General features: G+C 70.9%; 25 protein-coding genes and 1 pseudogene. 6 read left to right on the forward strand and 20 right to left on the reverse strand.

Annotation, left to right across the window (positions count from 1 at the left end; all coding sequences use genetic code 11):
* Positions 1–9 precede the first annotated feature (9 nt).
* From OG413_RS39690 to OG413_RS39700, 3 genes are all read right to left on the reverse strand, one after another.
* Positions 10–1,161 carry a hypothetical protein gene (locus OG413_RS39690; protein ID WP_266814361.1) on the reverse strand — a complete coding sequence of 384 codons (1,152 nt, stop codon included), beginning with the start codon at positions 1,159–1,161 and terminating at the stop codon, positions 10–12.
* A gap of 119 nt (positions 1,162–1,280) precedes the next feature.
* A complete protein-coding gene (locus OG413_RS39695; RefSeq protein WP_266814362.1) occupies positions 1,281–1,565 on the reverse strand; it encodes a hypothetical protein in 285 nt (94 codons plus the stop codon).
* Positions 1,547–2,059: a hypothetical protein gene (locus OG413_RS39700; protein WP_266814364.1), complete on the reverse strand. Its 513-nt coding sequence runs from the start codon at positions 2,057–2,059 to the stop codon at positions 1,547–1,549. Before OG413_RS39700 ends, OG413_RS39695 begins: the two co-directional genes overlap by 19 nt.
* A 450-nt stretch (positions 2,060–2,509) precedes the next feature.
* On the opposite strand from OG413_RS39700, the gene OG413_RS39705 reads away from it, so the two are divergent.
* Positions 2,510–2,779, forward strand: coding sequence for a hypothetical protein (locus tag OG413_RS39705; protein ID WP_266814366.1), 270 nt, complete (start codon positions 2,510–2,512; stop codon positions 2,777–2,779).
* Positions 2,780–2,797: 18 nt separating this feature from the next.
* Positions 2,798–3,034 carry a hypothetical protein gene (locus tag OG413_RS39710; protein WP_266814368.1) on the forward strand — a complete coding sequence of 79 codons (237 nt, stop codon included), beginning with the start codon at positions 2,798–2,800 and terminating at the stop codon, positions 3,032–3,034.
* A 28-nt stretch (positions 3,035–3,062) separates the two neighbouring features.
* Here OG413_RS39710 and OG413_RS39715 read toward each other — a convergent pair whose 3' ends face one another.
* On the reverse strand, positions 3,063–3,374 hold the full coding sequence (locus OG413_RS39715; RefSeq protein ID WP_266814370.1) for a hypothetical protein: 312 nt from the start codon (positions 3,372–3,374) through the stop codon (positions 3,063–3,065).
* A gap of 176 nt (positions 3,375–3,550) precedes the next feature.
* On the opposite strand from OG413_RS39715, the gene OG413_RS39720 reads away from it, so the two are divergent.
* Complete coding sequence (locus tag OG413_RS39720) at positions 3,551–4,516, forward strand: ATP-dependent DNA ligase (protein WP_266814372.1); 966 nt, start codon at positions 3,551–3,553, stop codon at positions 4,514–4,516.
* Between the two features lie 597 nt (positions 4,517–5,113).
* On the opposite strand, the gene OG413_RS39725 is transcribed toward OG413_RS39720, so the two are convergent.
* The 7 genes from OG413_RS39725 to OG413_RS39755 all read right to left on the reverse strand — a co-directional run bounded on the left by OG413_RS39725 (position 5,114) and on the right by OG413_RS39755 (position 10,791).
* A complete protein-coding gene (locus OG413_RS39725; RefSeq protein ID WP_266814373.1) occupies positions 5,114–5,257 on the reverse strand; it encodes a hypothetical protein in 144 nt (47 codons plus the stop codon).
* Between the two features lie 442 nt (positions 5,258–5,699).
* Positions 5,700–7,322: a hypothetical protein gene (locus OG413_RS39730; protein WP_266814976.1), complete on the reverse strand. Its 1,623-nt coding sequence runs from the start codon at positions 7,320–7,322 to the stop codon at positions 5,700–5,702.
* Between the two features lie 5 nt (positions 7,323–7,327).
* A complete protein-coding gene (locus OG413_RS39735; RefSeq protein ID WP_266814375.1) occupies positions 7,328–7,474 on the reverse strand; it encodes a hypothetical protein in 147 nt (48 codons plus the stop codon).
* Between the two features lie 146 nt (positions 7,475–7,620).
* Entirely contained in the window at positions 7,621–8,409 is a 789-nt protein-coding gene (locus tag OG413_RS39740) for a bifunctional DNA primase/polymerase (RefSeq protein ID WP_266814377.1), read from the reverse strand.
* A gap of 274 nt (positions 8,410–8,683) precedes the next feature.
* Positions 8,684–9,010, reverse strand: coding sequence for a helix-turn-helix domain-containing protein (locus OG413_RS39745; RefSeq protein WP_266814379.1), 327 nt, complete (start codon positions 9,008–9,010; stop codon positions 8,684–8,686).
* 209 nt (positions 9,011–9,219) lie between these two features.
* A complete protein-coding gene (locus OG413_RS39750) occupies positions 9,220–9,513 on the reverse strand; it encodes a WhiB family transcriptional regulator (RefSeq protein WP_266814380.1) in 294 nt (97 codons plus the stop codon).
* Positions 9,514–9,627: 114 nt separating this feature from the next.
* Positions 9,628–10,791, reverse strand: a complete 1,164-nt coding sequence (locus OG413_RS39755; RefSeq protein WP_266814382.1) for a competence protein CoiA family protein — start codon at positions 10,789–10,791, stop codon at positions 9,628–9,630.
* Positions 10,792–11,540: 749 nt separating this feature from the next.
* Between OG413_RS39755 and OG413_RS39760 the strand changes: the two genes are divergently transcribed.
* On the forward strand, positions 11,541–12,383 hold the full coding sequence (locus OG413_RS39760; RefSeq protein ID WP_266814384.1) for a hypothetical protein: 843 nt from the start codon (positions 11,541–11,543) through the stop codon (positions 12,381–12,383).
* On the opposite strand, the gene OG413_RS39765 is transcribed toward OG413_RS39760, so the two are convergent.
* Complete coding sequence (locus tag OG413_RS39765) at positions 12,380–12,751, reverse strand: hypothetical protein (protein ID WP_266814385.1); 372 nt, start codon at positions 12,749–12,751, stop codon at positions 12,380–12,382. The two genes, OG413_RS39760 and OG413_RS39765, sit on opposite strands and share 4 nt — an antisense overlap.
* 500 nt (positions 12,752–13,251) lie before the next feature.
* On the opposite strand from OG413_RS39765, the gene OG413_RS39770 reads away from it, so the two are divergent.
* Positions 13,252–13,428 carry a hypothetical protein gene (locus tag OG413_RS39770; RefSeq protein WP_266814387.1) on the forward strand — a complete coding sequence of 59 codons (177 nt, stop codon included), beginning with the start codon at positions 13,252–13,254 and terminating at the stop codon, positions 13,426–13,428.
* 106 nt (positions 13,429–13,534) lie between these two features.
* On the opposite strand, the gene OG413_RS39775 is transcribed toward OG413_RS39770, so the two are convergent.
* Positions 13,535–14,128 carry a prealbumin-like fold domain-containing protein gene (locus tag OG413_RS39775; RefSeq protein ID WP_266814994.1) on the reverse strand — a complete coding sequence of 198 codons (594 nt, stop codon included), beginning with the start codon at positions 14,126–14,128 and terminating at the stop codon, positions 13,535–13,537.
* A gap of 30 nt (positions 14,129–14,158) precedes the next feature.
* A pseudogene (locus OG413_RS39780) lies at positions 14,159–14,818 on the reverse strand (prealbumin-like fold domain-containing protein); the annotation flags it as partial.
* A 965-nt stretch (positions 14,819–15,783) separates the two neighbouring features.
* On the opposite strand from OG413_RS39780, the gene OG413_RS39785 reads away from it, so the two are divergent.
* Entirely contained in the window at positions 15,784–16,293 is a 510-nt protein-coding gene (locus OG413_RS39785) for a hypothetical protein (RefSeq protein ID WP_266814389.1), read from the forward strand.
* An 89-nt stretch (positions 16,294–16,382) separates the two neighbouring features.
* On the opposite strand, the gene OG413_RS39790 is transcribed toward OG413_RS39785, so the two are convergent.
* The 6 genes from OG413_RS39790 to OG413_RS39815 form a co-directional block, all read right to left on the reverse strand.
* Positions 16,383–17,468: a GNAT family N-acetyltransferase gene (locus tag OG413_RS39790; protein WP_266814390.1), complete on the reverse strand. Its 1,086-nt coding sequence runs from the start codon at positions 17,466–17,468 to the stop codon at positions 16,383–16,385.
* Between the two features lie 25 nt (positions 17,469–17,493).
* Positions 17,494–18,819: an MFS transporter gene (locus OG413_RS39795; RefSeq protein WP_266814391.1), complete on the reverse strand. Its 1,326-nt coding sequence runs from the start codon at positions 18,817–18,819 to the stop codon at positions 17,494–17,496.
* A gap of 213 nt (positions 18,820–19,032) precedes the next feature.
* Positions 19,033–19,575: a hypothetical protein gene (locus tag OG413_RS39800; RefSeq protein WP_266814392.1), complete on the reverse strand. Its 543-nt coding sequence runs from the start codon at positions 19,573–19,575 to the stop codon at positions 19,033–19,035.
* 181 nt (positions 19,576–19,756) lie between these two features.
* Positions 19,757–21,034 carry an MFS transporter gene (locus tag OG413_RS39805; protein ID WP_266814394.1) on the reverse strand — a complete coding sequence of 426 codons (1,278 nt, stop codon included), beginning with the start codon at positions 21,032–21,034 and terminating at the stop codon, positions 19,757–19,759.
* Positions 21,035–21,382: 348 nt separating this feature from the next.
* Positions 21,383–21,739, reverse strand: coding sequence for an SH3 domain-containing protein (locus OG413_RS39810; protein ID WP_266814396.1), 357 nt, complete (start codon positions 21,737–21,739; stop codon positions 21,383–21,385).
* Positions 21,740–21,964: 225 nt separating this feature from the next.
* Positions 21,965–22,330, reverse strand: coding sequence for a hypothetical protein (locus OG413_RS39815; RefSeq protein WP_266814398.1), 366 nt, complete (start codon positions 22,328–22,330; stop codon positions 21,965–21,967).
* Between the last annotated feature and the right edge of the window lie 391 nt (positions 22,331–22,721).

The following is a 22,721-nucleotide window of genomic DNA, read 5'->3' on the forward strand; positions in this document are numbered from 1 at the left end:
GCCGGGCTTCTATGTGAGACCGGGGCTCTGGCGCTGCTGCTGGTGGTGGTGGTGGTGTGCGGCGGACTGCTCCTGGGTGTGCTGGCGGGTGGTCTCCTGCGGGAAGCCGGGGGCAGGGTGATCCTCAGCGCGCTGCCTCTGCTGCTGGGCCAACTGCGCGATCCGCTCTTGCAGTTCATCGGGGTCCACGTTGCTCAGCAGTTCTGCGAGTTCGGACCCGTCGCCCTGCGGTCCCTGGCTGAGCTGGTCGACGAACCGCTCCTTGGAGGCGGCGATGTCGCCTTCCCAGGCCCCGGCGTCGATTCGGTGCTCGTCCCCGCGGCCCATGAAGCCTGGTTCGGGCAGACCGGCGTCAAGGGCGTCATGCCTGGGCACGGCCCCGTCCTGCTCCTGGAGGCTGGAAGGCAGGGCGGCGCTTGCCCGCTCTGCGGCCCGTTGCCGCTGCTGTTCCTCGGCCCCCCCGGTGTTCTGCCTGTGTTGGCCGAGGACCGCGTTCTGCATCGCCTCGGCGAGCTCCTCGAACTCCTCGAAGCTGACCGTCTCGGGGACCTCCTCCAGGTACTGGCCCCTCCCGCCCGGTGCTCCCTGCCTGATCTGCCTGATCAATCGCTCCTTGCGCTCCTTCAGCCCGGCGAGCGGATCCACGTTCGCAACAGCCTCGAAGTGCAGGTCGATGCCCGGCGTGCGATCGACGCGGCCAGGCCGCTGCATCAGCTCGGGGGCGCTCGCCACGAAGCGGGGGCCGGGAAGAGAGTTGAGCACGGATTGGTCGACGTCGGCGAGGGCGGCCACGATAACGCTGTCGGCTGTCCCGGCCAGTGCGAGGAGGGCCTTGCGGGTGTCGGCGTCGTTCAGGAGGCCGCTGTGGAGGACCAGGATGCCGCCGGTGAAACGCTCCGGGTGTTCGATCGCCTCTCCGAGCGGAAGGAGGGTGCAGGGCAGGTCCGGGGCCAGCTCGGCGACGGTGACGCGGATCTGGGGAAGCATGTGGCGGAAGTCGACCACCGTCAGCGATCTGCCGCTCTCTGATGCCAGTTGCACACCTGCCGCGAGGGCGATCTCCCGGCCAGGGGCTCCGAGTTCGTAGGAGACGAGGCCCCCGCCGGAGGCCACCAGCGAGTCGACGAGCTGTGCGGCCTCAGCGTTGAAGGCCTCGTTCATGTGGGCACCTTTCCGCGTTGTCATCGGGAGTGGCGGACGGTGAATCCGTGCCGTGTCCGTCGCCGTACGAGGGTCCAGAGGGCGCGGCCACCGCGGGAAACGGTCCCCTACTGGAGTTGTCAGGTGAGGCCCGGGCGCTGCGTGTCCTGCTGTTGGTGTGCGGCGGACTGCTCCGGCCCGTGCTCGCGGGCATCCCGGAGGCGGGGGGCGGGGCAGGAGTCCGGGGGCTGCTGGCGCATCAGCTCTCTAAGCCCCACGTGCTTCTCCCGCATCTGCGCGAGGCGGCTCCTGACCTCGTCAGGGTCCACGTTCTGCATCGCCTCAGTCCACGTCCACCCCTCGAAGCTCGCCACGTCGTGCTCGGACAGCGCGATGAGCTCGAAATTCAGCTTTCGCTCCTCCATGTCGGGGGCGCCCAGCGCACCGCGACCGGGTCCGGGCGGTGAGCGGGAGGCGTCAGGTCGCGAAGCCTGACAACGAGCCCGGGAGTGGCGAGGGCATCGAGCGTGGTGTCGCTGTAGTCGTGGCGCGCCACGATGAGGTTGTCGGCGCTGTGCGCCATCGCGAGCAGCGGCTGGCGGACGTCCACGTCGCGCAGGACGTCGGCGTGTACGGCCAGGACGCCGTTGATGCTGCCGGCCGGCTGGAGGGCCGCCTCGGCAGCGGAGATGACCGCGCAGCGGATGTCGGGCTGCAGCTCGCGCACGAAGGCCCGGGTTTCGGAGTGCAGGACCCGGGCCTCCACAATCGTCAGCGGGGCGCGGGTCTCGGCCGCCAGCTGAGCCCCGGCGGCGATAAGCATTTCCCGTCCGCCGCCGCCGGTGTCGTAGGTGACGCGCCCTCCCCCGGCGGAGACGAGGGTGTCGACGATCTCCGCGATCCGCGGGTGATTCAGCACGCTGGGCTCCATGTGTGCCCCTCCCCTTCGCGTGATCAGTGGTCGTGGTGGAAACCGCGGCGGCCGTGCAGACCGCCGCTGTTCCCCGGGACTGGCGCTGTCCAGCTGGTGTCGGACGTTGTCCGGGGGCCGGGGCGCGGGCGGTTCATCCAGTCCTCCTTGGCGGCGGGACCGCCCGGGGCTCGGGCCGCCGGCGTGGTCTTGTGCGAGCCAAGCAGGTGCGCCGGCATGGATGGCAGCGCGGACGGGGCCTGTCCCGTCACGTGCGTCGGTGTCCTGCCCGGCGCTCCCGCCTGGCGGGATTTGCTTTCGGGCCCGGGTCCCGGCACAGGGCGCGCAGGCAGCGAGCGGTGCTGCCTGCGTGGATCCGGGGCGTCATGCCGGTTGTCTCCCGCCCGACGGCGGCGGACCGCTACCCTGAGGGGAGGAGACGACGTAGAGGCGGTTGTGATGTTGGGTAGCGACGGGTGGACCCCGGACTCCATCGCCCATGCCCTGCCCGTAGCGGACATGCGCCAGGAGTTCTGGAAGCAGTTCAACCTGACCCCGATCGGTGAGCTCCCGGAGCTTGGCGAGCGATGGGTCAAGGTCATCGAGAGCCTTGAGGCTGGTGTCGAGCGCGGCCTTGAGCTGCACCTCTACCAGCACGAGCACGGCGGGGATCTGCCCCCCGAGTACAGCGACGTCACCGGTCTGATCACGGAGAGCCAGGCCGCCTGATTCATGTACCGGCTCTACATGGACTCCACCCTTCACGGGGTGTACCGGGATCTTCCGGACAAGGCGCGGGCGAAGGTCGCGCAGTTCCTTCTCGACTCGGTCAGCGACCCCCGGGCGGCCACATTCCCGTACGGGGATGTCGATGACGGTGTGATGCGGTTGTGGGCCGCGGGCGACCTCGCCGTGGTGCTGCTGATCGGCGACCAGACCCGGACGATCACGATCTTGAGCATCGCGTACGCCGGGCTGGAGTAGGCCCGGCGCGGGCCGCCTTTTCGCCTCGCTACGCGGCCGCTCCTCGGGGAGCGCCGCACAGCGGGCAGCGGCAGGGGTCGGCCTCGCAGGGGGCTCCGAGTGCCCGGCAGCGGGGGCAGTCGCAGAGAGCCGCTTCGCCCCGGGCCCGCCGACGTGCACCGTCCAGCGGTGTGGCGGAGGGCCAGGCGCCGATCATGTGACCGGCGGGCGCGGGGAAGCGTTGCCACAGCGCCACGACCTGGACGGGAGTGCGGGCCGGGCGGATCCGTAGGCGCATGAAGGCCGGCAGGTCGCCCTCCTCACGCATGGCCGCGATGTCCTCGGCCTCGATATCCTCCACGGCGCTCCCCCTCTCCTCGATCCGCGTGGCGGACCTGGTCGCAGTCAGTGTCGGCACGGCGGAGGGGCCGGGGGGCAGCTGGTGCGGGCCGTTCCGCCCGGCGGGAGGCAGCGTTGCGATTTCCGGCCGGGCGTCCCGCCAGGCGGCCCGGGCCCTGATGGCGTAGGGGTGGAGGGGTGCGCTTGTCCCCTCCTCTGGAGCCGATGCTGGCCCGATCCGTGAGCGCGCTGCCCACGGGCGGGCGCCAGGCCGTGTTCGAGCAGAAGACCGACGGATTCCGGGTCGTCGTCTTCGCCCGGCCGATGCCGTTCCTGCAGTCCAGGCGGGGCGCCGCCTTGGCGGGGGCGTTCCCGGAGCTGGCCCGGGCAGCGGCGGGGCTCGGTGTCGAAGCGGTCCTGGACGCCGAGCTCGTCGTGAGCGGTGACGGGCGGCTGGACTTCGCGGCGCTTCAGCAGCGCTCCCGCCGCCGGGGAGCCTCGGCGGAGCGGGCGGCCGCGCAGCAGCCGGCACATCTGGTGGTGTTCGATCTCCTGGAGATCGAGGGGGCCGTTTTGCTTCAGGAGCCCTTGCACCGGCGCCGGGCGGCGCTGGAGGAGCTGTTCGCCATCCACAGACTGTCTGCACCGTGGACGTTGTGCCCGCAGACCACCGACGCCGAGGTCGCCCGTACCTGGCTGGATTCGGCCTGGGGGGCGGTCGGGGTCGAAGGGATCATGATCAAGGATCCGGCGTCCCGGTACCGGCCTGGCGTGCGCGGCTGGGACAAGCTGCGGGCCCGCACAACGACCGAGGCGGTCATCGGCGCCGTGACCGGTACCCTCCGCTTCCCCACGAGCCTGTTGCTGGGCCGGTTCGACGCCGGGGGCCGTCTGCGCATGATCGGCCGCACCTCACCGCTGCACCGTGCCGCCTCCTCCGAGCTGGGCGGCGTCCTGCGTCCTGCCGGGCGGAATCATCCCTGGCACGGCAGGCGGTTCTCCGCCGGATGGCACACCTCCGACCCGCTGGTCTTCCAGCCCGTCGTGCCCGAGTTCGTTGCCGAGATCGTTGCCGACACCGCCGTGGACGCAGGCCGCTACCGCCATCCGGTCCGCTACCTTCGCCTGCGCGATGACATGACCGCCCAGGACATCCGCAGGTGAGCGGCGGGTGCGGGCGCGATCTCAGGGAGCGCCGAGCCGTGGCACACACGCTTTCAGCTCGGCGAGCTGGGGTAGAAAAGGCATCAGGAGAGGGGGAGTTGAGGTGTGGAGTTCGCGGAGGGCCGGGGCCAGACCGCTCCGGCGTTTGCTGGCCGGGGTCGAGGCGGGCTCGGCCGACGGCCCTTCCACCGCTGCGCCGGGGTGGTGACGCACTCGGTGGCCGGGGTGACGAGCAGGTGACGCACTCGGTGACGCACCCTGATCCCACCGCACCCCACCTGAGCTGCCGTTTTGTTGCCGCAGCGAGGATCGGTGACGCGGGTGACGCACTTTCCCGGTATCTCTCTACACCCCTTTCGTCTCTTTTTTCTCCCACAGAGAGATAGGTGAAAAGTGCGTCACCCACGTCACCACTCGCGGATGGGTGGAGGAAAGCACAGGTCAGAGGAGATTCGAGGCGGCGTAAGTGCGTCACCGAGTGCGTCACCCGGTGCGTCACCGCACCCGGAGTGCGTCACCACCGACCGCCCCCGGCGCCGGTGCGAATGACCGGGAGAGGAGGGTTCACGCCCCGGGCCCGGCCTTCCCTGCGTGCCCTCAGGGCATGACGCCGGCGGCCTGCCATACCGCGAGCAGCTGCTTGTAGGAGGCGTCGAAGTCGAAGCCCGGCATGTGCTCCAGGGCGAAGGCCGTGGCGATGTCCCGTCCGGCCGGGATGTCGAGGGTGAGGACCGTCAGCACGCGCTCGAAGTCGGTGGCGAAGACCGTGACGGTGCGGGAAGGCGAGAAGCACTGGCCGAACCCTTCGACCAGCTCTACGACCTCGGCGGTGCCCTCCTCGGCGTCTCGTGCTTGATACGGCCGAGTGCGCGCTCCGTGATGCGGTAGGTGAGGTGGGGCAGGACGTACCGATCCGCCTCACCTCTCGGCAACCTCGGCGGCTCGGCAGAGCAGGCCGACCGCATCTTCGAGGTAGTCGGCTACCTCGAAGATGCGGTTTCACCGGGCAGCACACACACGCGGTCAGGCTGCTGTCGCTTCGTCACGTCGGCAGCATGCCCACTCGCAGCAGGACATACCTGGCGGCATGCCTCACCCTGCCTGGCCGCGGCGCCGCGGCGCAGGACACAGGCCGCGGCCGTGCTGGGGTCCCGCGCACCACGGCGCGGGACCCCAGCACGAGTCAGCCGTTCATCGTGCCCGGCCCGGTGGAGATCTGCAGGGGACGGCCGCTCTTGGTACGCGGCAACTTGCGGACGTCGACCCCGCGGCGGCGCAGCGCGGGGGCTGCGCGTTGCAGGCGGGCGGACAGGACGGCCGGGGTCCTGGGCCAGTCTTTCTCCTTGTCGGTGTTGGGCGGCACCTTAAGCTCGGTGAGGAGTTGGGCCGCCTGGCCTTCCCATGTCCAGGGCGAGAGCTGGCTGGTGGCCCAGCGCAGGACGGAGGTGGCCACCGGGTCGCCTTCGATGACGTCGTCGACGAGGTCCTCCTGTGCACCGGTGTAGGTGTCCAGGGTGTGCCAGCCGGTGACCTCGTCCAGTGCCCAGAGCATCTCGGCCCAGTCGGCCATGCGCGGGCGCTCAGCGAGCTTGTCGGCAGCCTCCGGGATCTTGGCCCACACCAGGGCGGCCAGGTCGAGCAGCCCTCCGAGGATCTCGGGGTGGGATTCGTTGTACGCCTCCCACAGACGGCGCTCGGTGCGCCGGTTCTTCCCGGTGATGGGTTCGAGCTGGATGGGAAGCATCCGCTCGGCCAAGTCGCCCTGCAGGACGCCGATTTCGATGCTGGTCAGCAGCACCGGACGCTGGTAGATCAGGATCACCACGTCATCGTCGGAGTACAGTTCTCGCTTGGTCAGGGCGTCTCCGGTGACCGTGCGCGAGAGGAAGTCGCTGAGCCAGCCCGGCATGCCCGAGAGGTTGTCCAGCGCCAGACACCACCCGGCCGCTGTGGTCACCGCGAGGTCGTCCTCGCTCTTGGGCACGGACCGCAAGTGGGCCTTGGTGCCGTCGACCAGGCGCACCATCATCCGGCACAGGGTGCTCTTGCCCGTGCCCTGCTCGCCCAGGATCCCGGCGAGCGGGCGCGGCATGTCCGGGCGCAGCGCTGCCAGGCACCAGGCGACGACCATCGGGTAGGAGTCAGTGCTCACCGGCAGGATTCGGCGCAGCAGTTCGACTCCGTGCTGCCAGCCGGCGGAAGACCGTTCGGGTACGGGCAGCTCGTGTACCAGACGGCTGCGCCGCCACAGCGGGCCCTCGCCGTGCTGGGGAATGAGCACTGCCCAGCTGCCGCGTTCGATGCACACCGAGAGTCCGTCACTGCGGCCCAGGTCGAGCCAGGTCGTCCACCGGTCGACCTGGTCGGCTGCGACCCGCAGGTGTACGTCCTGGGTCTCGCTGTCCATCGCCATCGCCTCCAGCGCGGCGATCGCGTCAGCGATGCTGCCTTGGGCGGGGGTGCGTCCGGTGCTCTGGACGTACTCGCGGATCAGGCACTGGCGCAGGGATCCGGTGCCTCCGCCCCCGCCCTTGGAGCGGATGGGCCGGGCGATGGGGCCGCCGTCGATCTGTACGGCGTAGATGGTCTGATCGCTGCGGACGAAGCGGAATCCGGTCTCGCCGATCGTCCGCAGGATGTCGGCCTGCCGGGGGCGGCCGGTGTCGGATTCGCGTTCCTCTCTCTGCGGCAGGTGCGCGGTCAGCGAGGCCGCGGTCTGGGCGGCACTGGGGTAGGCGGCGGGCTCGGAGCGCTGGTGTCCCTCGCGTTCGGGGCTGGGGGCAGGCACGGTGCGCTGGGTGGTCATCTCGCTCACGTCGGGGCCCCGATCCGTCGCGGCACCCGGGAGCCGGCCTCGAGAGCCCGGCGGATCGTGGACTGGGCTTTGGTCTCGCTCGGGTCCACGCCGGCGGCCTGGGCCGCCTCGGTGAGGGCCTGGTGCACGTCGTCGCGGTTCACCAGTCCGGCCCCGACCAGTTGTCCGAGGCTGAACGCGCTCTGGTTGAGCTGGTCGTTGCGGCCGCTGCGGCATGCGGCGACGGCTTCGAGTTCCTTTCGTACGGCGGCGGCGACGTAACCGCGTCCGGCCGCGAAGTCCGGGAGGTTCAGGGGGCGAGCGGCCGGCGCAGGGGGGCACGGTGCTTGAGCCCGGCCCGCGCGAGGTCGTTGGCGAGCCAGCGCGGCAGCGGCGCAGGCTTGCGGCAGGGTCCCTCGGGCACATAGAGGCCGTCGCGGGTACAGGTGCCGGGGGCGACCGCGTAGGAGCGGTCGGCTCGGATGTCGACCTGCCAGCCCAGATGCCCGCGGCTGTCCATGCGCCACTGGCTGCCGTCCTCAACGGCGTACCACAAGTGGAGGCCGCCGGAGGGGGTACGGACGCTGAACGTCTCGGGCGACTCGGTCAGCCGCGGAGCCCGGCGCAGTGAGCACAGCAGGTCGAGTACGGCGAGCCCGGAGCAGATCGTGGCAGGGTCGAGGTCGTCGGGCAGGGAAAGGCCCGGCAAGATCTTCTCCGCCTCCGGCGGCGTCGACTGGTGCATGTCGAGATCGAGGATCAGCAGGTTGGAGGGCCCGGCGGCGACGCCGATCCCGTACTCAGGGTTCTCACCCCACCACTGGTCGATCAGGGCCAGGTCCGTGGTGGCGGCCCGCACACCGTGGCAGTGGCGGCCCGCTTCGATGCACCGGCACTCCTCGATCTCGTGCTGGATGTAGCGAGGGTTGGGTCGCTTGGCGATGGTCTCGCGACAGGACAGGCAGCTCGCCGGCGGGATCTTCAGGCCCGGGGCGAGCGGGTGGACGTACCAGCCCTGCTCGGCGCACCAGCGGGCGATGTGGCGGGGGGAGGCGCGGCCGGGGCCCCCGGGGTGGGGGGATTCGGTTCTGGCCAGCACAGTGTCCTTTTTCCGCCGTGTTGCGTGCTGCTCCACCCTCTCGCCCCGTACGCCGACATTCCGCAGGCGACGCCTCCCCAGTACAGTGGAGGACGCGCCCGGGGGAACCTGGGCCGGGGTGATGCAGGCGGAGCACAGCATCACGGCTAGTTCGGGAAGGCCCCGCGCGGCCTTTAGCGAGGGAGAGCGCGAGACCTTCTGGTGGCCCGGGACTACGGTCCCGGGCCGCTTCCATGTCATGCCGCGACCGGGGTCTTGGTCCTGGTGGTCGCGGTCAGGCCCTTGGGAGCGCGCAGCTGCACGATCCGCTTGGGGGCAATGCGGCGAGAACGTCAGCGGTCCGCCGGGAGAACATCAGAGATGCCTCGATGCGCCAGTGCCTGGCCAGTCGCCCGAGCTCGGCCACCGACCATGGGGTGACCCCGCGCTGGCGACGACCGACCACAGCGACCGACAGGTCCAGGACCGTGCCGATGTCAGTGAAGGTCTCATCCGTCACTGCAAGAACTGCCTTGATGTTGTCGCGGACCCAGTCCTCGAGTTCCTCGACTGTGGGTGGCTCGTGGGGCGCACCCTTAGCCGGATGCGTGTCCTCGGGCATGACCCCTCCCGGGCTGATGGCCTCAAAACGTCCTGTCGCTATACTTCTCGTATAGCGTGGCTGACCATACATCACGGAAAGCTACTTTTTACGTATCGCACCCCTGTGCGTGTGACCTGGGCATTCGCTCAGTCCGCCGCCTGGTTGAGCGGCGCTCTACACGGCCGGCGAGCCGCAGGGGTCGACCATCTGCGCCGCCGAGCGACCGGTCAGCTCGTGCGCGGCTGTTCCTGCTCGCGACGGGCGCTCTCCAGGGCCTGCCGCCAGGAGGCGACGTTGGGTCTGCGGCGCAGCAGAGCCCGGCGCTCGCGCTCGGTCATGCCGCCCCACACGCCGAACTCGACGCGGTTGTCGAGCGCTTCCGCCAGGCACTCGGTCCGTACCGGGCAGCCCGTACAGACCGCCTTGGCCCGGTTCTGCCGGGTGCTGTCCGCGAACAGCTCGTCCGGGTCAGCGCTGCGGCAGGCCGCATCCTCGTGCCAGTAGGCCCTCGCACTGATCATGGCTTCCCTCCCCCGTCGCGGTTCGGCGACAGCACCGAGCCTATTGCGCAGGTCACGGCCACTGCGGCGCGGGACGCAGCGGCCCGTCGCGGCAGGAGGTGAGCGGTGGCCTGGTCATGCCCTGCGCCACCAGCGCTGCCACCACGGCACCTTGGCGGGCAACGGTGGATTGGACTGCTCAAACAGAAACGGGTACTGCTCAGTCAGCGGCATCTTCTGCCGGGCCTCGGCGGCAGCCTGTTCCTGCTCGTTCTTCTTGCGCGCAGCCTCCTCCCGCTTCTCGAACTCAGCGTGCTCGGCGGCGGCCCGGGCCGCCGCCTCGTGTTTCCTGGCCTGCTCGTCGCCCAGTAGCCGCTGAGTTTCGTCATGATGCACAAGCCGGGACGGGGTGATCAGTTCACGGGTATCCAGGTTCACATGGCACTGTTCCAGCGCATCGGCGGCAATGTGGCAGGCCGGGAAGCTCTTGTTCGGCGGAAGGTCGTAGGCGGTGGATTCCAGGCGGTGTTCGCCGGGCCGGGCGGGCGCGGGGTGGAAGCGGGCCGTCGGGGTCCCGACCGTCTGAGTAGTCGGATCGAGCCACAGCGGGACCACTCCCTCACGCAGCATCTTCTGGCGCAGCCCGCCGAGCTGGACGGTGGCCACCCAGCCGGGATCGCTCCAGGCGAGTTCCCGGCGCCGGCGCTGTCGGGCATTTGCGGGTTTCCAGTGGGGGCCGTGGTGTGCGAACAGCCAGATGTCGATCACTCCGGCCTCGCGGTAGAAGGAGTGGCGGGCCATCCAGTCGGTGCCCTTGAGTTCGGAGTACTGGACCTCGAAGGCCACCTTGGCCGTGCCGTCCGGGGATACGGCCAACACGTCGGGGCGCCGCCAGCCGTCCGGCAGGGTGATGGGGGCGTCATCGATGTGCAGGGTCCAGTCCGCGAAGTGCGGGTGGGATTGGACCCATCGGTACAGGACGTCCTTCGCGCTCAGGTGCCACAGCGTCTCCGGGCCGGTTCCGTGTTCGTGGCTGCCTCCCCCCTTGGGGTGGGCGAAGTGATGGCGCCGGTCACCACCAGCGACGACCTTGCCGAACCGGCCGCAGCCGGGTATCGGGCACAGCAGCATGCCCTTGGCCAGGTGTTCTCGCCAGGTCACGCCCGGTTCCATCTCCTCATCGCCGTGCTTGTCCGGCAGGTAGCGCAGTTGCCCTGTCATCCCGTCGATCGCCAGGACCTGGGCCTTTTCCTGAGCGAAGGCCCGCGACCGGCGCGAGATCGACGGCTGGGCATTCATACGGCCCGCTCGCCGCATCGCCGCGTACTGCCCCGTCTGTCTGTGCCCATGGCCATGCCTCTCCGCCATCCGCTGAACGTCAACACCACTGTCACCGCCGCGAGGTGGTGGGTGCTGCGACGTGGATTCTTCGTTCCGCAGGGCGGGCCGGTAAGGCCCTTCGGCTGTTCACCGGGTCGCGCGGCACGGGACGTCCGGGATCGCGACACGCGGCGACGTCAGGGCACGGCCAGGTGGCCTCCGCGCACGTCCCGCGCACCTTGTCGGACCAGGAGTGGGAGGCCGCGCTGCACTCACTGGGCTGCCAAGGCAGCCGACCACCTGGATGCCCGCCGAGGTAGTGCTGACTCGCACTTCCGTGCTCGAGAAGTTCTTGCTCCGGTGTCCCCAGCTACAGGCTCTACGCGGCCCTTCCTCGGCACATGGTGAGACGGCTGACGGACGTCTCGTGAGAAACCCCAGCGCAGCGAAGCGAGAGTCAGCACAGTTCGCCTCCGGCTCGGCGAGCGCCGTCTCCTTCGCGCCCTTCGGGGCGCGACACCACTACGGAATCTCATCGATCGGTCACCGGATGCCTTCGCTGTCGCCCCCTTCTACGCTACCGCCGCCGTCTCACAGGCGGTCGTGGAGGCCGCGCCGAGAGCGGTCTCCACGGTGCCCGCAAGGGTGGTGATCAACGAGAGAGCAACCATCGGACCGGTTCGGTGAGTAGCATCCGGCAGCAACAACCAGGTACAAGGAGCGTTGCCGTGGCCGACGAGCCCGAGAAGACCCCCATCCAGAACAAGTACGCCCAGCAATACGCCAATGACCTCGCGGCCAACCGCAAGGAGCAGGGCGACATCACCACGCAGATCACTGGTCTCCAGGAGCGCCTTGAACAACTCAAGGTGGAGGAAAGCTGGTTGGGCCAAGCGCAGGGGAGTTTGCCCGGGACGGCCGCCCTGAACGAGTCCGAGGCCGCCGCTGCGGTAGCCGAGGAGCCGCCGGCGGCCAAGGCCGAGCAGCCGGAGATCTCCGCACCGGCCGCTGCTGTCACCGATGCACCCACGACCGTTCCCCAGCCGCGGCAGGACCAGTCGGTGAAGGTGGCCAAGCAACCCGCGAAGAAGTCGGCAGCCAAGAAGACCCCGGCGAAGAAGGTGGCGGCCAAGAAGACCCCGGCGAAGAAGGTGGCGGCCAAGGAGGCGACGACGGCGAAGAAGGCCGCCGCGAAGAAGTCGGTGGCCGATCAGGCTCCGGCGCCGGAGGCCGCCACCACGGAGGCGCCGGCGGATAAGGCAGCGGGCGAGGAGAAGTCGGGGCCGCCGCTGTGGCAGCTCATTCTGGACATCCTCCTCAAGACCCCCGGCCAGCCGTGCATGGCCCGTGAGGTCACCGATCAGCTCGCGCAGGAACACCCCAAGCGGGCAACGACCATTCAGACGGTGCGCAACAACCTGGAGGGCCTCGTCAAGAAGAACCGTGCAGAGAAGTCGCGCCAGCAAGGGAACGCGATGTACATCGCGCACGCCGATGCGGACGTCACCGCGGGCGGCGAGGGCGAGCAGGCTCCCGAGGCGGCGGCCGAGAAGGTTCCGGCGGAGGTCTAGCGTCCGCTGCGGCCCGCCCGGGCACTCGCGGCGGCCCGTCGGGCCGTGCGCCGCAGGTGCCCGGGCAGCAGTATGCCGCCGACGAGGAGTTGAAGGGCCGCCAGCGCGTAGCCGAACGGGTAGTCCTCCCCCAGGCCCCAGCTCAGGATGCCCGCGACACCCCCGGCTCCCAGCCAGGCGATGGCCGCGCACGGCAGACCGGCCCGCACTCTGGCCGTCCCGTAGGCGGCGACGGCTCCCAGGCTCAGCCCGGCGGCCAGGACACTCAGCACGGCGCGGGCGCCCAGGAGAGCGGCGGCGAGTACGCAGGCCACCGCACCGACGGTGAGCGCGGTCCACGGGGGCATTGCGGGGGTGGGTCGGGTCACGGTCTCTCCGGGGAGTACGGGGCACCGAGCCAACCACGCCTCGGCCCGACAGTGCAATGAGATGCCCGGCCCGCCCGGCGGGCCGTTGCCCCTTCCCGAGTGCACCCCAGGCGGGGGCTGGCCCGCACCCCGGTGCCCGCCCTGCGGGACGCCGCTGGCGGCGTGCTGGTGGGGCGTTGAAGGATCAGACCCAGCCCGCATCCGGCGGGCGGCGGCTCAAGGAGGTTCTGGGGTGGGGCGTTGGTGTGGCTGGCCGTCTGTGCCGCGGTGATGGCAGTGGTGGGAACCCGGGCCTGGGCGGTGTGGCAGCGGGGGCCGGACGTGCCGTGGGCGAAGCGGTGGGAGGCCGAGGGGGCTGCCCGTGGAGTCGCGGATGTGGGCCCCGCGCACCGTGTGGATCGTCTGGGTCGTGGGCGGGTGCCTGCTGGGCGACCGGTGGCCTGGCAGCGTGAGTAACGCAGATCCGGCTCGGTCCCGCCGCTGCGCGTCCCGAGGAGCTCGTGGAGCAGGCGCAGAAGCTGTCCGCCTCAGCGGCCATTGTGATGAGTACCGCCCTGGTGGTGTCGGTGGTGTGCGGTGGTGTGCACGCTCTGGCCCGGCGGCGGCGCCGGGATGCGGAATGCGCTCTGGCCCTGGACGCCGGGCAGGAGCTCACGGCTTCTGCGGACTGCGGATGACCGGCAGCGCAGTCTCGTGCCGGGCCGGGCCTCACCCTGCGCAAGGCGGGCGGAGTCAGTCCGGGCCGGACGGGGGTGCGCGGGGCCCGCCCGTCCGGCCCGGCGGTCACTGGCTGTCAGATGTGTTCGTGTGGCGCCGGCGGCGGGATCCGGCCCAGACCGCGCCGCCTCCGGCCGCTACCAGGACGCCGACCGCGCCGATGAGCCAGGTGGTGCTGCCCGCGCCGGTGTGGGCGAGCTGCGCGGTGGGCGCGGGCGGCTGGTGGGTGGCGGGTGAGGGCGGTGCGGTGGTGGGCGGGCTGGTGGGGGCGGGGGTCTTGGAGTCGGCGAGGGTGATGGTGACCTGGGCACCCGGGGTAGCGGTGAAGCGCTGGGGCGCGGCGTCGGCCTGGTATCCGGCGGGGGCGGTGGTTTCGCTCGCCCAGTACGAGGTGCCGTTCTTGAGCGTCACGTCGAGCTTGAGTTTGGCTGTGCCGTCCTTGCCGGTGGTCAGCCGGGCGAGCTCCTTGCCCCTGGTGTGCTTGCCCGAGGCGTCGAGGGTGTCGGCGTTGATCGTGATGACCGCGCCGGGCAGGGGCTTCCCGGTGGCCTTGTCGGTCTTCTTCAGCAGCAGGTCGCCCTGCTTGAACGGGTCGACGATGGTGATCGGGTTGGCGGCCGCAGTCTTGCCTTCGGTGATGGTGATGTTCTGGTCCGGCACGCGTTCGTGCAGGCGGCTGCCGGTGTCGGTCTCGCGCAGCCGGTAGGTGCCCGGTGCAAGGTCGTCGAAGGCGAGGGTGCCGTCGGCGCCGGTTTTTCCTCGGCGACGACTCGGCCGTCGTCGGGGTCGGTGAGCTGGAAGGCGGCGCCGACCAGACGGTCGCCGCCCGGGTCCTTCTTGTGGATGGTCACGCCCCCGGGGGCTGCGGTGACCTTGATGGCGGCGTCCGCACTCGCGGTGGTGGTGTCCCCGGCCAGCAGCATCCGCTGCGCCTTGCTGTCGCGAGGCGTGAGGATCTTCAGCTGGGTGCCGGGCAGGCCCGCGGCGGTGGCGTGGACGGTGGTGGTGCCCTTGGTGTCGGCGGTGAAGTCCCAGTTGGCGGTGCCGTCCTGGCCGGTGGTGACCTGGCCGCGCTCGCCCTCCTTGCCGGACTCGGCGAGCGCGATCTTCACCCCGGGCACCTTGGCGCCCGAGAGCTGGGCGGTAGCCGAGACGGTGACCGTCACCTTCTTCCCGGCCGGTGTCTCGGTCACCTTCGGGGTGAGGGTCAGCCGGTAGGGGCCCGCGTACTTCTTCGCCTCGCTCAGGTAGCCGAGCGCAAGGGTCCGGGCGGACGGGGAGACCCCGGGATAGGCCAGGCGCTGCTTGCCGCGGGCGCCGTCGATGCCGTAGGTGCCGCCGGCCAGCCATTCGTATACGGCGGCATCGACCGCGGCGGCCTGGGGCGCGTTGCGGGTCTGGCCGTACTTGCCCACGACGTAGGAGGCGTAGGCGAGATGGGTGTCGGGGACGGGACGGCCGGTGACCGAGGAGGTCCAGTGCTCGACGGTGGTCGGGCCGGTGTAGCCGTCCGCCGCGTCGGGGCCCTTGCGAGACGGATCGGCGCAGAACGTCTCGTAGTTGCCGTACACCGTCATGCCGGGTGGTCCGTACGCGCCGATGTGGGAGCTGGCGGCGTGGCCGTCGCTGTCGGGGATCGCATATCCCGGTCCGAATTTGTCGTGGTTGTCCGCCGAGCCCGGGGCCGCCGCGTGGGCGGGTGCCCAGGCGAGGGTGCCGGCCGCCGCGGCGGCGATAGTGATGGCGGCCAGGCGCGCCGAGGCGCGGACGAGAGGTGCCTGCATGACGGGGTTGGTCTCCTTGGTCAGGATGGGCGGGCCCGGATACGGCAGCGCCCGCCCGGGATGAATGGATAAGGAGGCCCGGGCGGGCGCTTGGGTGGGAGTGCGCCGTATTAGTACGGGCGCGCCGCGAGCGGGCGGGTGGCGAGGTCCTCGTCAGGCCGGGCGGAGACGAGCGGGCGGAAGGCGGCGAGCGGACGGGACTTGAGCGGGCGCTGGTTCATCGAAAGCTCCTCGGAGAAGGCGGTGAAGCGTCGGTTGGACAGAGGTGATCTCAGCAGGAGCAGCCCGGCACCGCCAGGGATAAAAGGGATGAACTCCACTAATTCCTTTGGGTGGGATACGAGTTCATGCGGCGGTCGAGAGTGCGGGACGAATCTCCTCCTACGTCGTGGTCCCGGTCCGTCCGGCGGACTGCCTACCGGGCGGCCGAAGGGTGACGGCTGTCACGTCCGGTGTGCTCCGGTGGAGCCGACAGCAGGCTCCCTTTCGGCCAGGCTCAGTTGACGACACAGCAACGAAGGGAAGACCCGGATGCCTGTACTGCGCCAGCTCACCGCTTGCTCCGCGCCCGCCACGCACGTGGTCGAGTCGCGCTGCCGGAAGAAGGGACGTGCCCTGGAGTACCGGGTGGAGGTGTGCGAGCGCCACCGGTGGATTGCCGGGCACTGGCCCGGCCGGCGCACGAGGCGGGAGCCGGGCGGGCAGTGCGGGACGATGGCCGATCACCGGGCCTACACGCAGGTGGTGCAGTCGCACGTCGACATGTGGATCGGGCCGCTGACCACCCAGGACCTGGAGAGGCACGGCGGGGATGCCGCTGCCGCGCTGCGGGCCGCCCATCAGTGGCTGCAGGACGCGTACGGCGACTGCTCGACAGCGCGAGGCGATATCTGGCACGCCGTGGCGGCCGCGCTCGGCCACGCAGCATGGTTGGCCGAGGCGGTCGCCGCCGGGCTGGTCGACGCGGCGGAGGGTGAGCAGCAGGTACTGGCGGCGCTCAGCTCTGCCGAGACGATCGACAGCACGGCCCGCGGGGTGTAACAGCGCGCCTCGCACCATCGCCAGGACCGAACGCGTACCGAAGGACTGCCCTCACAGTGCAGGCCACCGATGCTGGGGGCACAGAGTCTTCAATGGCCCCAGGCCCGCATCGCGTGCTCCTGGAGGCCGGTGTGCATCGCCTGCAGTCGGCCGGCGGCGGCGGGGTCCGGCTGCGTGAGATAGATGGCGGAGGTGAGCGGGATCGTGCCGAACCCGAGGCGGGACTTGTATTCGTAGTTGCCGCGGCCCGCGTCGAGGACCTGGGTGCCGGTGGCAACGGCATACGCGATGCTCTCGGCCATCAGCCAGCCGTAGGTGTGCAGAACGGCCTTCCGGTCTTGGTCGATGGCGGCCGCCCAGAGATACAGCACGCCGTTGTGCCGGAAGCACAGGAGTCCGCCGGCCAGGCCGTCGTCGTGCTCGGCCAGCAGCGCGACCGCTCCGGGTGCGTGCATGAGCGGGGTGAGCATGTCGAGGCCGTACAGGGCCGGACCGTGCTGCTGGGACGTGGCACAGGCCTGGGCGACGAAATCAGGCAGCGCGTCGCGCATGGCCGTGCCGGGCGCGATCCGCAGTCGCAGGCCTGCCTCCGTGCCGCGGCGGTGCTGGCGCCGGAAGTCCGAACGGCACTTGCTGCTGCTGAAGTTGGCGACGAACTTCTCCAGCGAGGAGGCGACGGGGGCCCGGTGTGCCCAGTAGAGGCAGACCTGCGCGTCGGGCGGACGTATCGCTGTCCACTGCTCCAGGTCTGCAGGCGGCAGGTTGGGCACCACGAGCGCGGGTGCGCCCCACTCCCGGGCAAGTTCCATGCCTCGGTCGACGGCCTCGGCCAGGACCAGAGGGGACGCGCCGGGCAGGCCTCCGTACTCGCCGTAGATGCTCGGGGCATACAGCACGGGCTCCTGCCAGACCGGTTCAGGCAGTCCCGCGTCGCCCTCCACCGCCGTCCACATGGGGCTGGATTCGATGAGCTGGTACGACAGGCGGTAGCGGCGTGAGCCGTCGTACAGAGCGAGGTGCCGGCTGGCGAGCACCGGCTCGGAACTGATGCTCTGCCAGGCGTGCGCCCAGGCACGGGAGTGGTAGGGAGTGGCGGCCGGTTCCTCACCGGGCAGGGTGTTGATGGTGGAGTGCCAGGAGGACTGCCCGGTGGGGCGGGCGGGGGCGGTGGTCATGACGGGAATCTCCAGGACGAGCGGGTCAGGAAACGGGGTGCGACAGAGGGGCGGGCGCGTCGGGCGCGTGGCTTCGCAGTGCGGCGTGGAGCGGCAGGCACAGGGCGGCGCCGAGAGCGCCGGCGAGGAACGTCGTCACCGCGACGAGGACGTCGCCGCCAGTGTTGAGGGCCCAGGCGGTCAGGACCGGGGCGGTGATGACCGACAGGGCCAGGGTGGTTCCCCACAGCCCCGCGTAACGGCCCCGCGCGTGCGGGGGTGCGATGCGGTTGACGATGTCGGTCGCGCCGACGAACAGCAGGATCTCCCCGGGGACCGCCGCCGCCACGCACAGGCTGAACCCGAGGGTGCTGGTGGCGAGACCCGCTGCTCCCATGCCCGCGCCGAGGAAGAGGGAACTCGCGGCCACCACCCCGGTCATGGGACGGCCCGAGGAGGCGCGTCGGCCGAGCCAGGGAGTCACCAGCGGCGACAAGAAGAGAACTGCGGCCGCGTTGGCGGCCTGTGTCCAGCCGTACGCAGTGGCGTCCAGGTGGTGAGCCGTCATGAGCATCGGCAGCGCGGTGAACATCCCGCTCGCGCAGGTGAGGGCACACCAGCTGGCCAGGGACACCAGCCACAGCCGTCCGTCCTTCAGTGCCTGACGGTAGCCGCCGCGTTCGACGGTCCCGGGAGTATGGCCCGGGCGCAGGAACCGCCAAGCCGCGATGCCGAACACCGCACAGGCGACCGCATTGATCCAGAACAGCAGGGGCAGACCTGCCTGGCCGGCGAGCAGGCCGCCCAGCGAACCAGTCAGGGCCGCCCCGACATTGACAGCAAAGTGCCGCCATCCGTTGACAACTGCGCGGCCCCCCTCGCTGGGGACGAGGTCCGCAATCAGCGCGGAGACAATCGGCCTGGAGGCGTCGTACACCACCCCGGCGAGGAACGACGTGGTCAGCAGGGCGAGGGGCGAGCGGACCTCCCCCAGCACCGGCAGGATGACAGCGGCGGCCAGCATGGTGCACACCAGAGTGGTGCGGCGCCCGAGCCGGTCGGCGAGCCAGCCGAACAGCACCTGTCCGGTGAGCCAGCCGCCCCCGAAAGCGGCCAGCACCCACGCGACGAGCGAGGCCGAGAAACCGAGCGAGGACAGGCGGTAGGAGAGGAACGGGTAGGCGAAGCCCGCTCCCCGTACGACGAGCGTGCCGCCCAGCAGGAGCCAGACCTCCATAGGCCAGCGCTTCACAGCACCTGCGGGCGGGGCGGTCGTCGCCGCGAGGGACTCGGATACTGGAGGCTCGTCGTGACGAGGATCCTGTGTCTGTCCGGCGGGACGGGTGCCCTCGGTGAGAGGTGTGTGGGTCACGGTGGCTCCGGGGTGTGCGGCAACAGGTCAGGGTCGGTTGTCCGGCCCGAGGCACTTCCCGGGCCGGACCCGCGACCGGAGGCGGATGCGGGCGCTCGCCCGTGATTCAGGGAGCGGAAATCCAGGTGGACGCCGCTACGGCATCCGGAGCGCGCCCTCCGGGAGGGACGCGGGATCTCGCAAATCAGCGGCCCTGGGCCCTCTTGGCAGCATCTACACGGCCGGGGAGGCGCTGAAGAGAATGGGGGCCTTGTAGTCCTTGCCGTCGCCCGACCAGTCCAGCTGGATGTAGCCGTCGGCGAGGTAGCTGGCGCTGGTGGCCTTGGTCTTGATCGTTCCCGTCTTGTACGAGCCGTTGCCCGTGGCGCTGCTGTTTTCGAGCGCGTTCTCAAGGCCGGTGTAGTTGGCGTACTTCACGACAGGGTCGGTGCCGCTGGTGCTCTTCTTGGTCTGGAGGTGGAAGCGCGCCTTGTTGAAGGTGAAGTGGTTGTTCGTGCCGGAGGAGTAGGGGCCGTCCCAGTAGACCGTGGCCGTGGTGTAGATGTAGCCGCCGGACCGCTTGGCGCAGAGCTTGACGTCGAACGACCAGTTGTCGGAGTCGGGGCCGTTGTACGACGGGTCGTCGAACGTGGGGCTGCTGCTGGTCTTGCAGTGGTAGCTCGTTGCCGCCGAGGCCGTGGTGGCGGTGGCGAGCGTGGTGCCGGCAACGGCAACGGCGGCGAGCAGGGTGAGGGCGGTGCGCTTGAACGCGGGCATGCGGATGCTTCCTCCAGGTCAACGAGGCGCGGCGGGCCCTTGTGGCCATGCCGGTGACTGGGAGCCTGCAGGCCCGAGGGGACTTCATCGCCGCGTGCAGCCGGGGCGTGCCGGGGTCTGGCTCGGCGATCGTGGTCGGCGTGCCGGGAGGCGGGAGCGGGCGCCGGTGGGCTGCTTCGGCTCACACGGCTGTAGCTGCCGGGGCGGGCGCCGGGCGAGCCGAGAGCAGGAGCGCGCACAGGGCGGCGGCCATCAGCGGGACGGCGAAGTGACCGTCGAGGGGGCCGGCCAGGGCGGTGCCGCCGGCCAGGCCGAGGCGGATCGCGCTGGACATCCAGCCGACCGTCTCGGTCGATGTGCCCGGCGGGGCGACTGAGGTGAGGGTCAGGCTGGCCACGGTCAGCAGGGGCACGAACAAGGCACCCGGCAGCATCGCCAGCACAAGGATCGCGGGGGCCGGGAGCGGGGCGAGCAGGGGGAGCCATCCCGCCGTGAAAGCGGCGCCCAGCAGCATCAGATGACGAGACCTCGGGGCGGTGGCGGGCTGGAAGCGGGCGTACAGGACACCGCCGAGCAGCCCCGCCGCGGAGAACGCCGCGGGCAGCGCGCCCGCGAACCAGGAGGCGTCCTGCCGTTCGGCTACGGCGATCCCGGCGACGTCGAGGGCACCGATTGTGGCGCCGAGGAAGACCAGGGAGATCAGCAGGGGGCGCATGGCGGGCGGGCGCAGCACGCCGCGCCGGTCGGGGCGTCGGGGCGCGGCCCGCCATGTGCGGGCGGGGCGGGCTGTGGCGAAGGCGAGGGAGCCGGCCAGGGTGACGGCGGCCGCCAGGGCGAGGGCTGCGGCCGGGGAGAGCCAGGTGGCTATCGCGATGGACAGGGCGGGGCCGGTGACGTAGACGATCTGCTGGGTGGAGGAGTCCAGGGTGTAGGCGGTGCGAACGTGCGCGTCATCGGGCAGTACGGCGTGCCACAGCGATCGGAGACCGCCCTCCAGTGGCGGGCATCCGGCTCCGGCCAGGGCGACGCATATGGCGGTGAGCGGCAGGTGGGAGGTGCCTGTCAGGGCAAGGGTGCCCAGCGCGGCGGCGACCAGGGCGGCTCCCGTGTGGCAGGGCAGGGGCAGGCCTCGCAGGTCGGCCAGCCGTCCCAGCAGCGGCAGTCCCAGGGCCGGGGCGATGCCGTAGAGCGCGGCCAGGAGACTGGCGGTCGCCAGGGAGTGGCCGTCCGCCTGCGCTGCCAGGATCAGGGCCACGGGCACCATGCCCAGCGACAGGCGGCCGGTCACCGAGGAGACCAGCAGGCGGCTGCAATATCGGTGGCGCAGCACGTCGCGGAAGGTCGGAGGGGTGCGCGGGGGCGCCGGGTCGCCGGCCGGCGCGGCCAGAGGTGACGGCTGCGGCGCGGGGCCCGGCGCCGGGGTGGTGCGGGGGACGTCGCGGACCTGCGCCTGGGCCATCGCCTGCCTGCCTCTGCAAGGGGTGTTGGAGTGGGAGAGAAAGGGGTCGCCGCCCATGCACCGCGGCCCAGGGGGCAGGCGGCGGTCCACGGGCGGCGCGAGCGGCGAAGGGGGGGGCATCGGCCGCTGCGCCGAGTAGCCCAGCAGGCCGTGGAGGCGCTCTCAATGGCGCTTCCACGCTGGCGGGCGCCGGTATCGGCTTCTCCCGCCCGGTGATGCGGCAACCGGCCGGGGCGGTCCGTCAGGCGACGCCCACCGTTGCGTAGAGGATCTTCCTTCGGTGTCCGGCAGGCAGGTACCGGTGCCGTCGGCGCAACTGTGTTTGGTGCACGGGCGCGTGTGTCCGGATCAGCCGGCCAGGTTGACCAGGCCGTCGCTGCGCACCCACCCCTGGGTGCCCTTGCGGATCCCGGACTTCGAGCTGGTGATCTTGGCATAGTCCCAGCTGCCCTTGCTGCACATCACGGTGAGCTTGTCGCCGCGGTACAGGTACCCCAGGCTCTTGTAGCCCGTGGAGGGACCGGAGCGGTAGTTCCAGGCGTTCTTGCTCACGGTGGCACCAAAGTTGGACCAGTTGTGCGTGCACTGGCTGTTCTCGCCGACGGCGTAGGCGGACGGTGCGGTGGTGACGGTCAGGGCGGCTGCGGCTGCCACCGCCATGACGGCGGGGACAACGGCGGCGCGGGTCGCGATGCGGCGGATCATTGAGGAGCCTTTCGAGGAACGTGGCGCGGAAGTGGCGTGGCAGGGTCGATGCTGCGCGCCCGGGAGCAGTCGGTGACCGACTTGGCCGCCCGGCTCCCGCGGCCTGCGACGGCGAGCTGAGGTGCTGGCCCGCAGGGCGGGAACAGCCGTGCGGCCGGCTGCGCAAGGAGGCGCAGCCGGCCGCTTCGAGGTATCCCGGCCGGGACAACCACGGCGCTCTTGGCGCTACTTAGGGATCGGCGGGGTGGGCGCGGGCCAGGTGTTGTACGGGTTCGCGCACTGGTAGACGACGTATCCGCGGATCTTCTTGTGGTCCGACTTACGGGTGACCGTGCCGTTCACCCACCACGTCTTCGCTGAACGCTGGTACACCCACTGCTTGTAGGTGATCTTGTCGCCCTTGTAGGCGACGCCGACCGTCGTCGAGCCCGTGGAGTAGGACGCGTGCACCTTGACGGCCGAGCAGGAGATCGTGTCGGTTCCGGTGTCGGCGGCCTGCGCCGTCGAGGCGGTGGCGATGCCTCCCGTGGCAACGGCCAGACCCAGGGTGCCGGCCACGACGGCACGTTTGACGCGCTGGCGAACTATCACGCAGGACTCCTTGATGTGGGAGGAAATCGGGCCGGGCGGCCCGGGACTTGCCAGCGGGTCCGCCCGGCCCCGGCAGGGGTGCGCACCCTCGTGTCCGGACGTCACCGATCCTTGGGGCCCGGCGGCGATGATGGGGCCTGTCGGCGGCCGCGGTCCCACCTGCTGGCTCCGCGACTTGCCCCGCTCTCCCCGCAGGCGGAATCGGCCGGGAGGCGCCGGTGCCCGGCGTGGCGGCAGCGCCCGGGCCGTCCAGTCCGTGAGGCGGGAGGCGCAGCCGGGTTGTTCGCTGCATCCTCCCGCCCCACGGCGTGCCCGGCGGCCGGGGCGCCCGAGGCGGCCGCGGGCGGGCGTAGATGGGGTGGCACCTGTTGCTTGAGCGACCCGTATGGAG

The sequence above is a fragment of the Streptomyces sp. NBC_01433 genome, from assembly GCF_026340105.1.
Lineage (GTDB): Bacteria > Actinomycetota > Actinomycetes > Streptomycetales > Streptomycetaceae > Streptomyces.

Bases quoted from the DNA above. Each gene is read 5' to 3' on its own strand.
- OG413_RS39690 (WP_266814361.1), bottom strand. From the start codon at position 1,161: ATGAACGAGGCCTTCAACGCTGAGGCCGCACAGCTCGTCGACTCGCTG.
- OG413_RS39695 (WP_266814362.1), bottom strand. From the start codon at position 1,565: ATGGAGGAGCGAAAGCTGAATTTCGAGCTCATCGCGCTGTCCGAGCAC.
- OG413_RS39705 (WP_266814366.1), top strand. From the start codon at position 2,510: ATGTTGGGTAGCGACGGGTGGACCCCGGACTCCATCGCCCATGCCCTG.
- OG413_RS39710 (WP_266814368.1), top strand. From the start codon at position 2,798: ATGGACTCCACCCTTCACGGGGTGTACCGGGATCTTCCGGACAAGGCG.
- OG413_RS39730 (WP_266814976.1), bottom strand. From the start codon at position 7,322: ATGACCACCCAGCGCACCGTGCCTGCCCCCAGCCCCGAACGCGAGGGA.
- OG413_RS39745 (WP_266814379.1), bottom strand. From the start codon at position 9,010: ATGCCCGAGGACACGCATCCGGCTAAGGGTGCGCCCCACGAGCCACCC.
- OG413_RS39750 (WP_266814380.1), bottom strand. From the start codon at position 9,513: ATGATCAGTGCGAGGGCCTACTGGCACGAGGATGCGGCCTGCCGCAGC.
- OG413_RS39755 (WP_266814382.1), bottom strand. From the start codon at position 10,791: ATGAATGCCCAGCCGTCGATCTCGCGCCGGTCGCGGGCCTTCGCTCAG.
- OG413_RS39785 (WP_266814389.1), top strand. From the start codon at position 15,784: ATGCCTGTACTGCGCCAGCTCACCGCTTGCTCCGCGCCCGCCACGCAC.
- OG413_RS39790 (WP_266814390.1), bottom strand. From the start codon at position 17,468: ATGACCACCGCCCCCGCCCGCCCCACCGGGCAGTCCTCCTGGCACTCC.
- OG413_RS39800 (WP_266814392.1), bottom strand. From the start codon at position 19,575: ATGCCCGCGTTCAAGCGCACCGCCCTCACCCTGCTCGCCGCCGTTGCC.
- OG413_RS39805 (WP_266814394.1), bottom strand. From the start codon at position 21,034: ATGGCCCAGGCGCAGGTCCGCGACGTCCCCCGCACCACCCCGGCGCCG.
- OG413_RS39810 (WP_266814396.1), bottom strand. From the start codon at position 21,739: ATGATCCGCCGCATCGCGACCCGCGCCGCCGTTGTCCCCGCCGTCATG.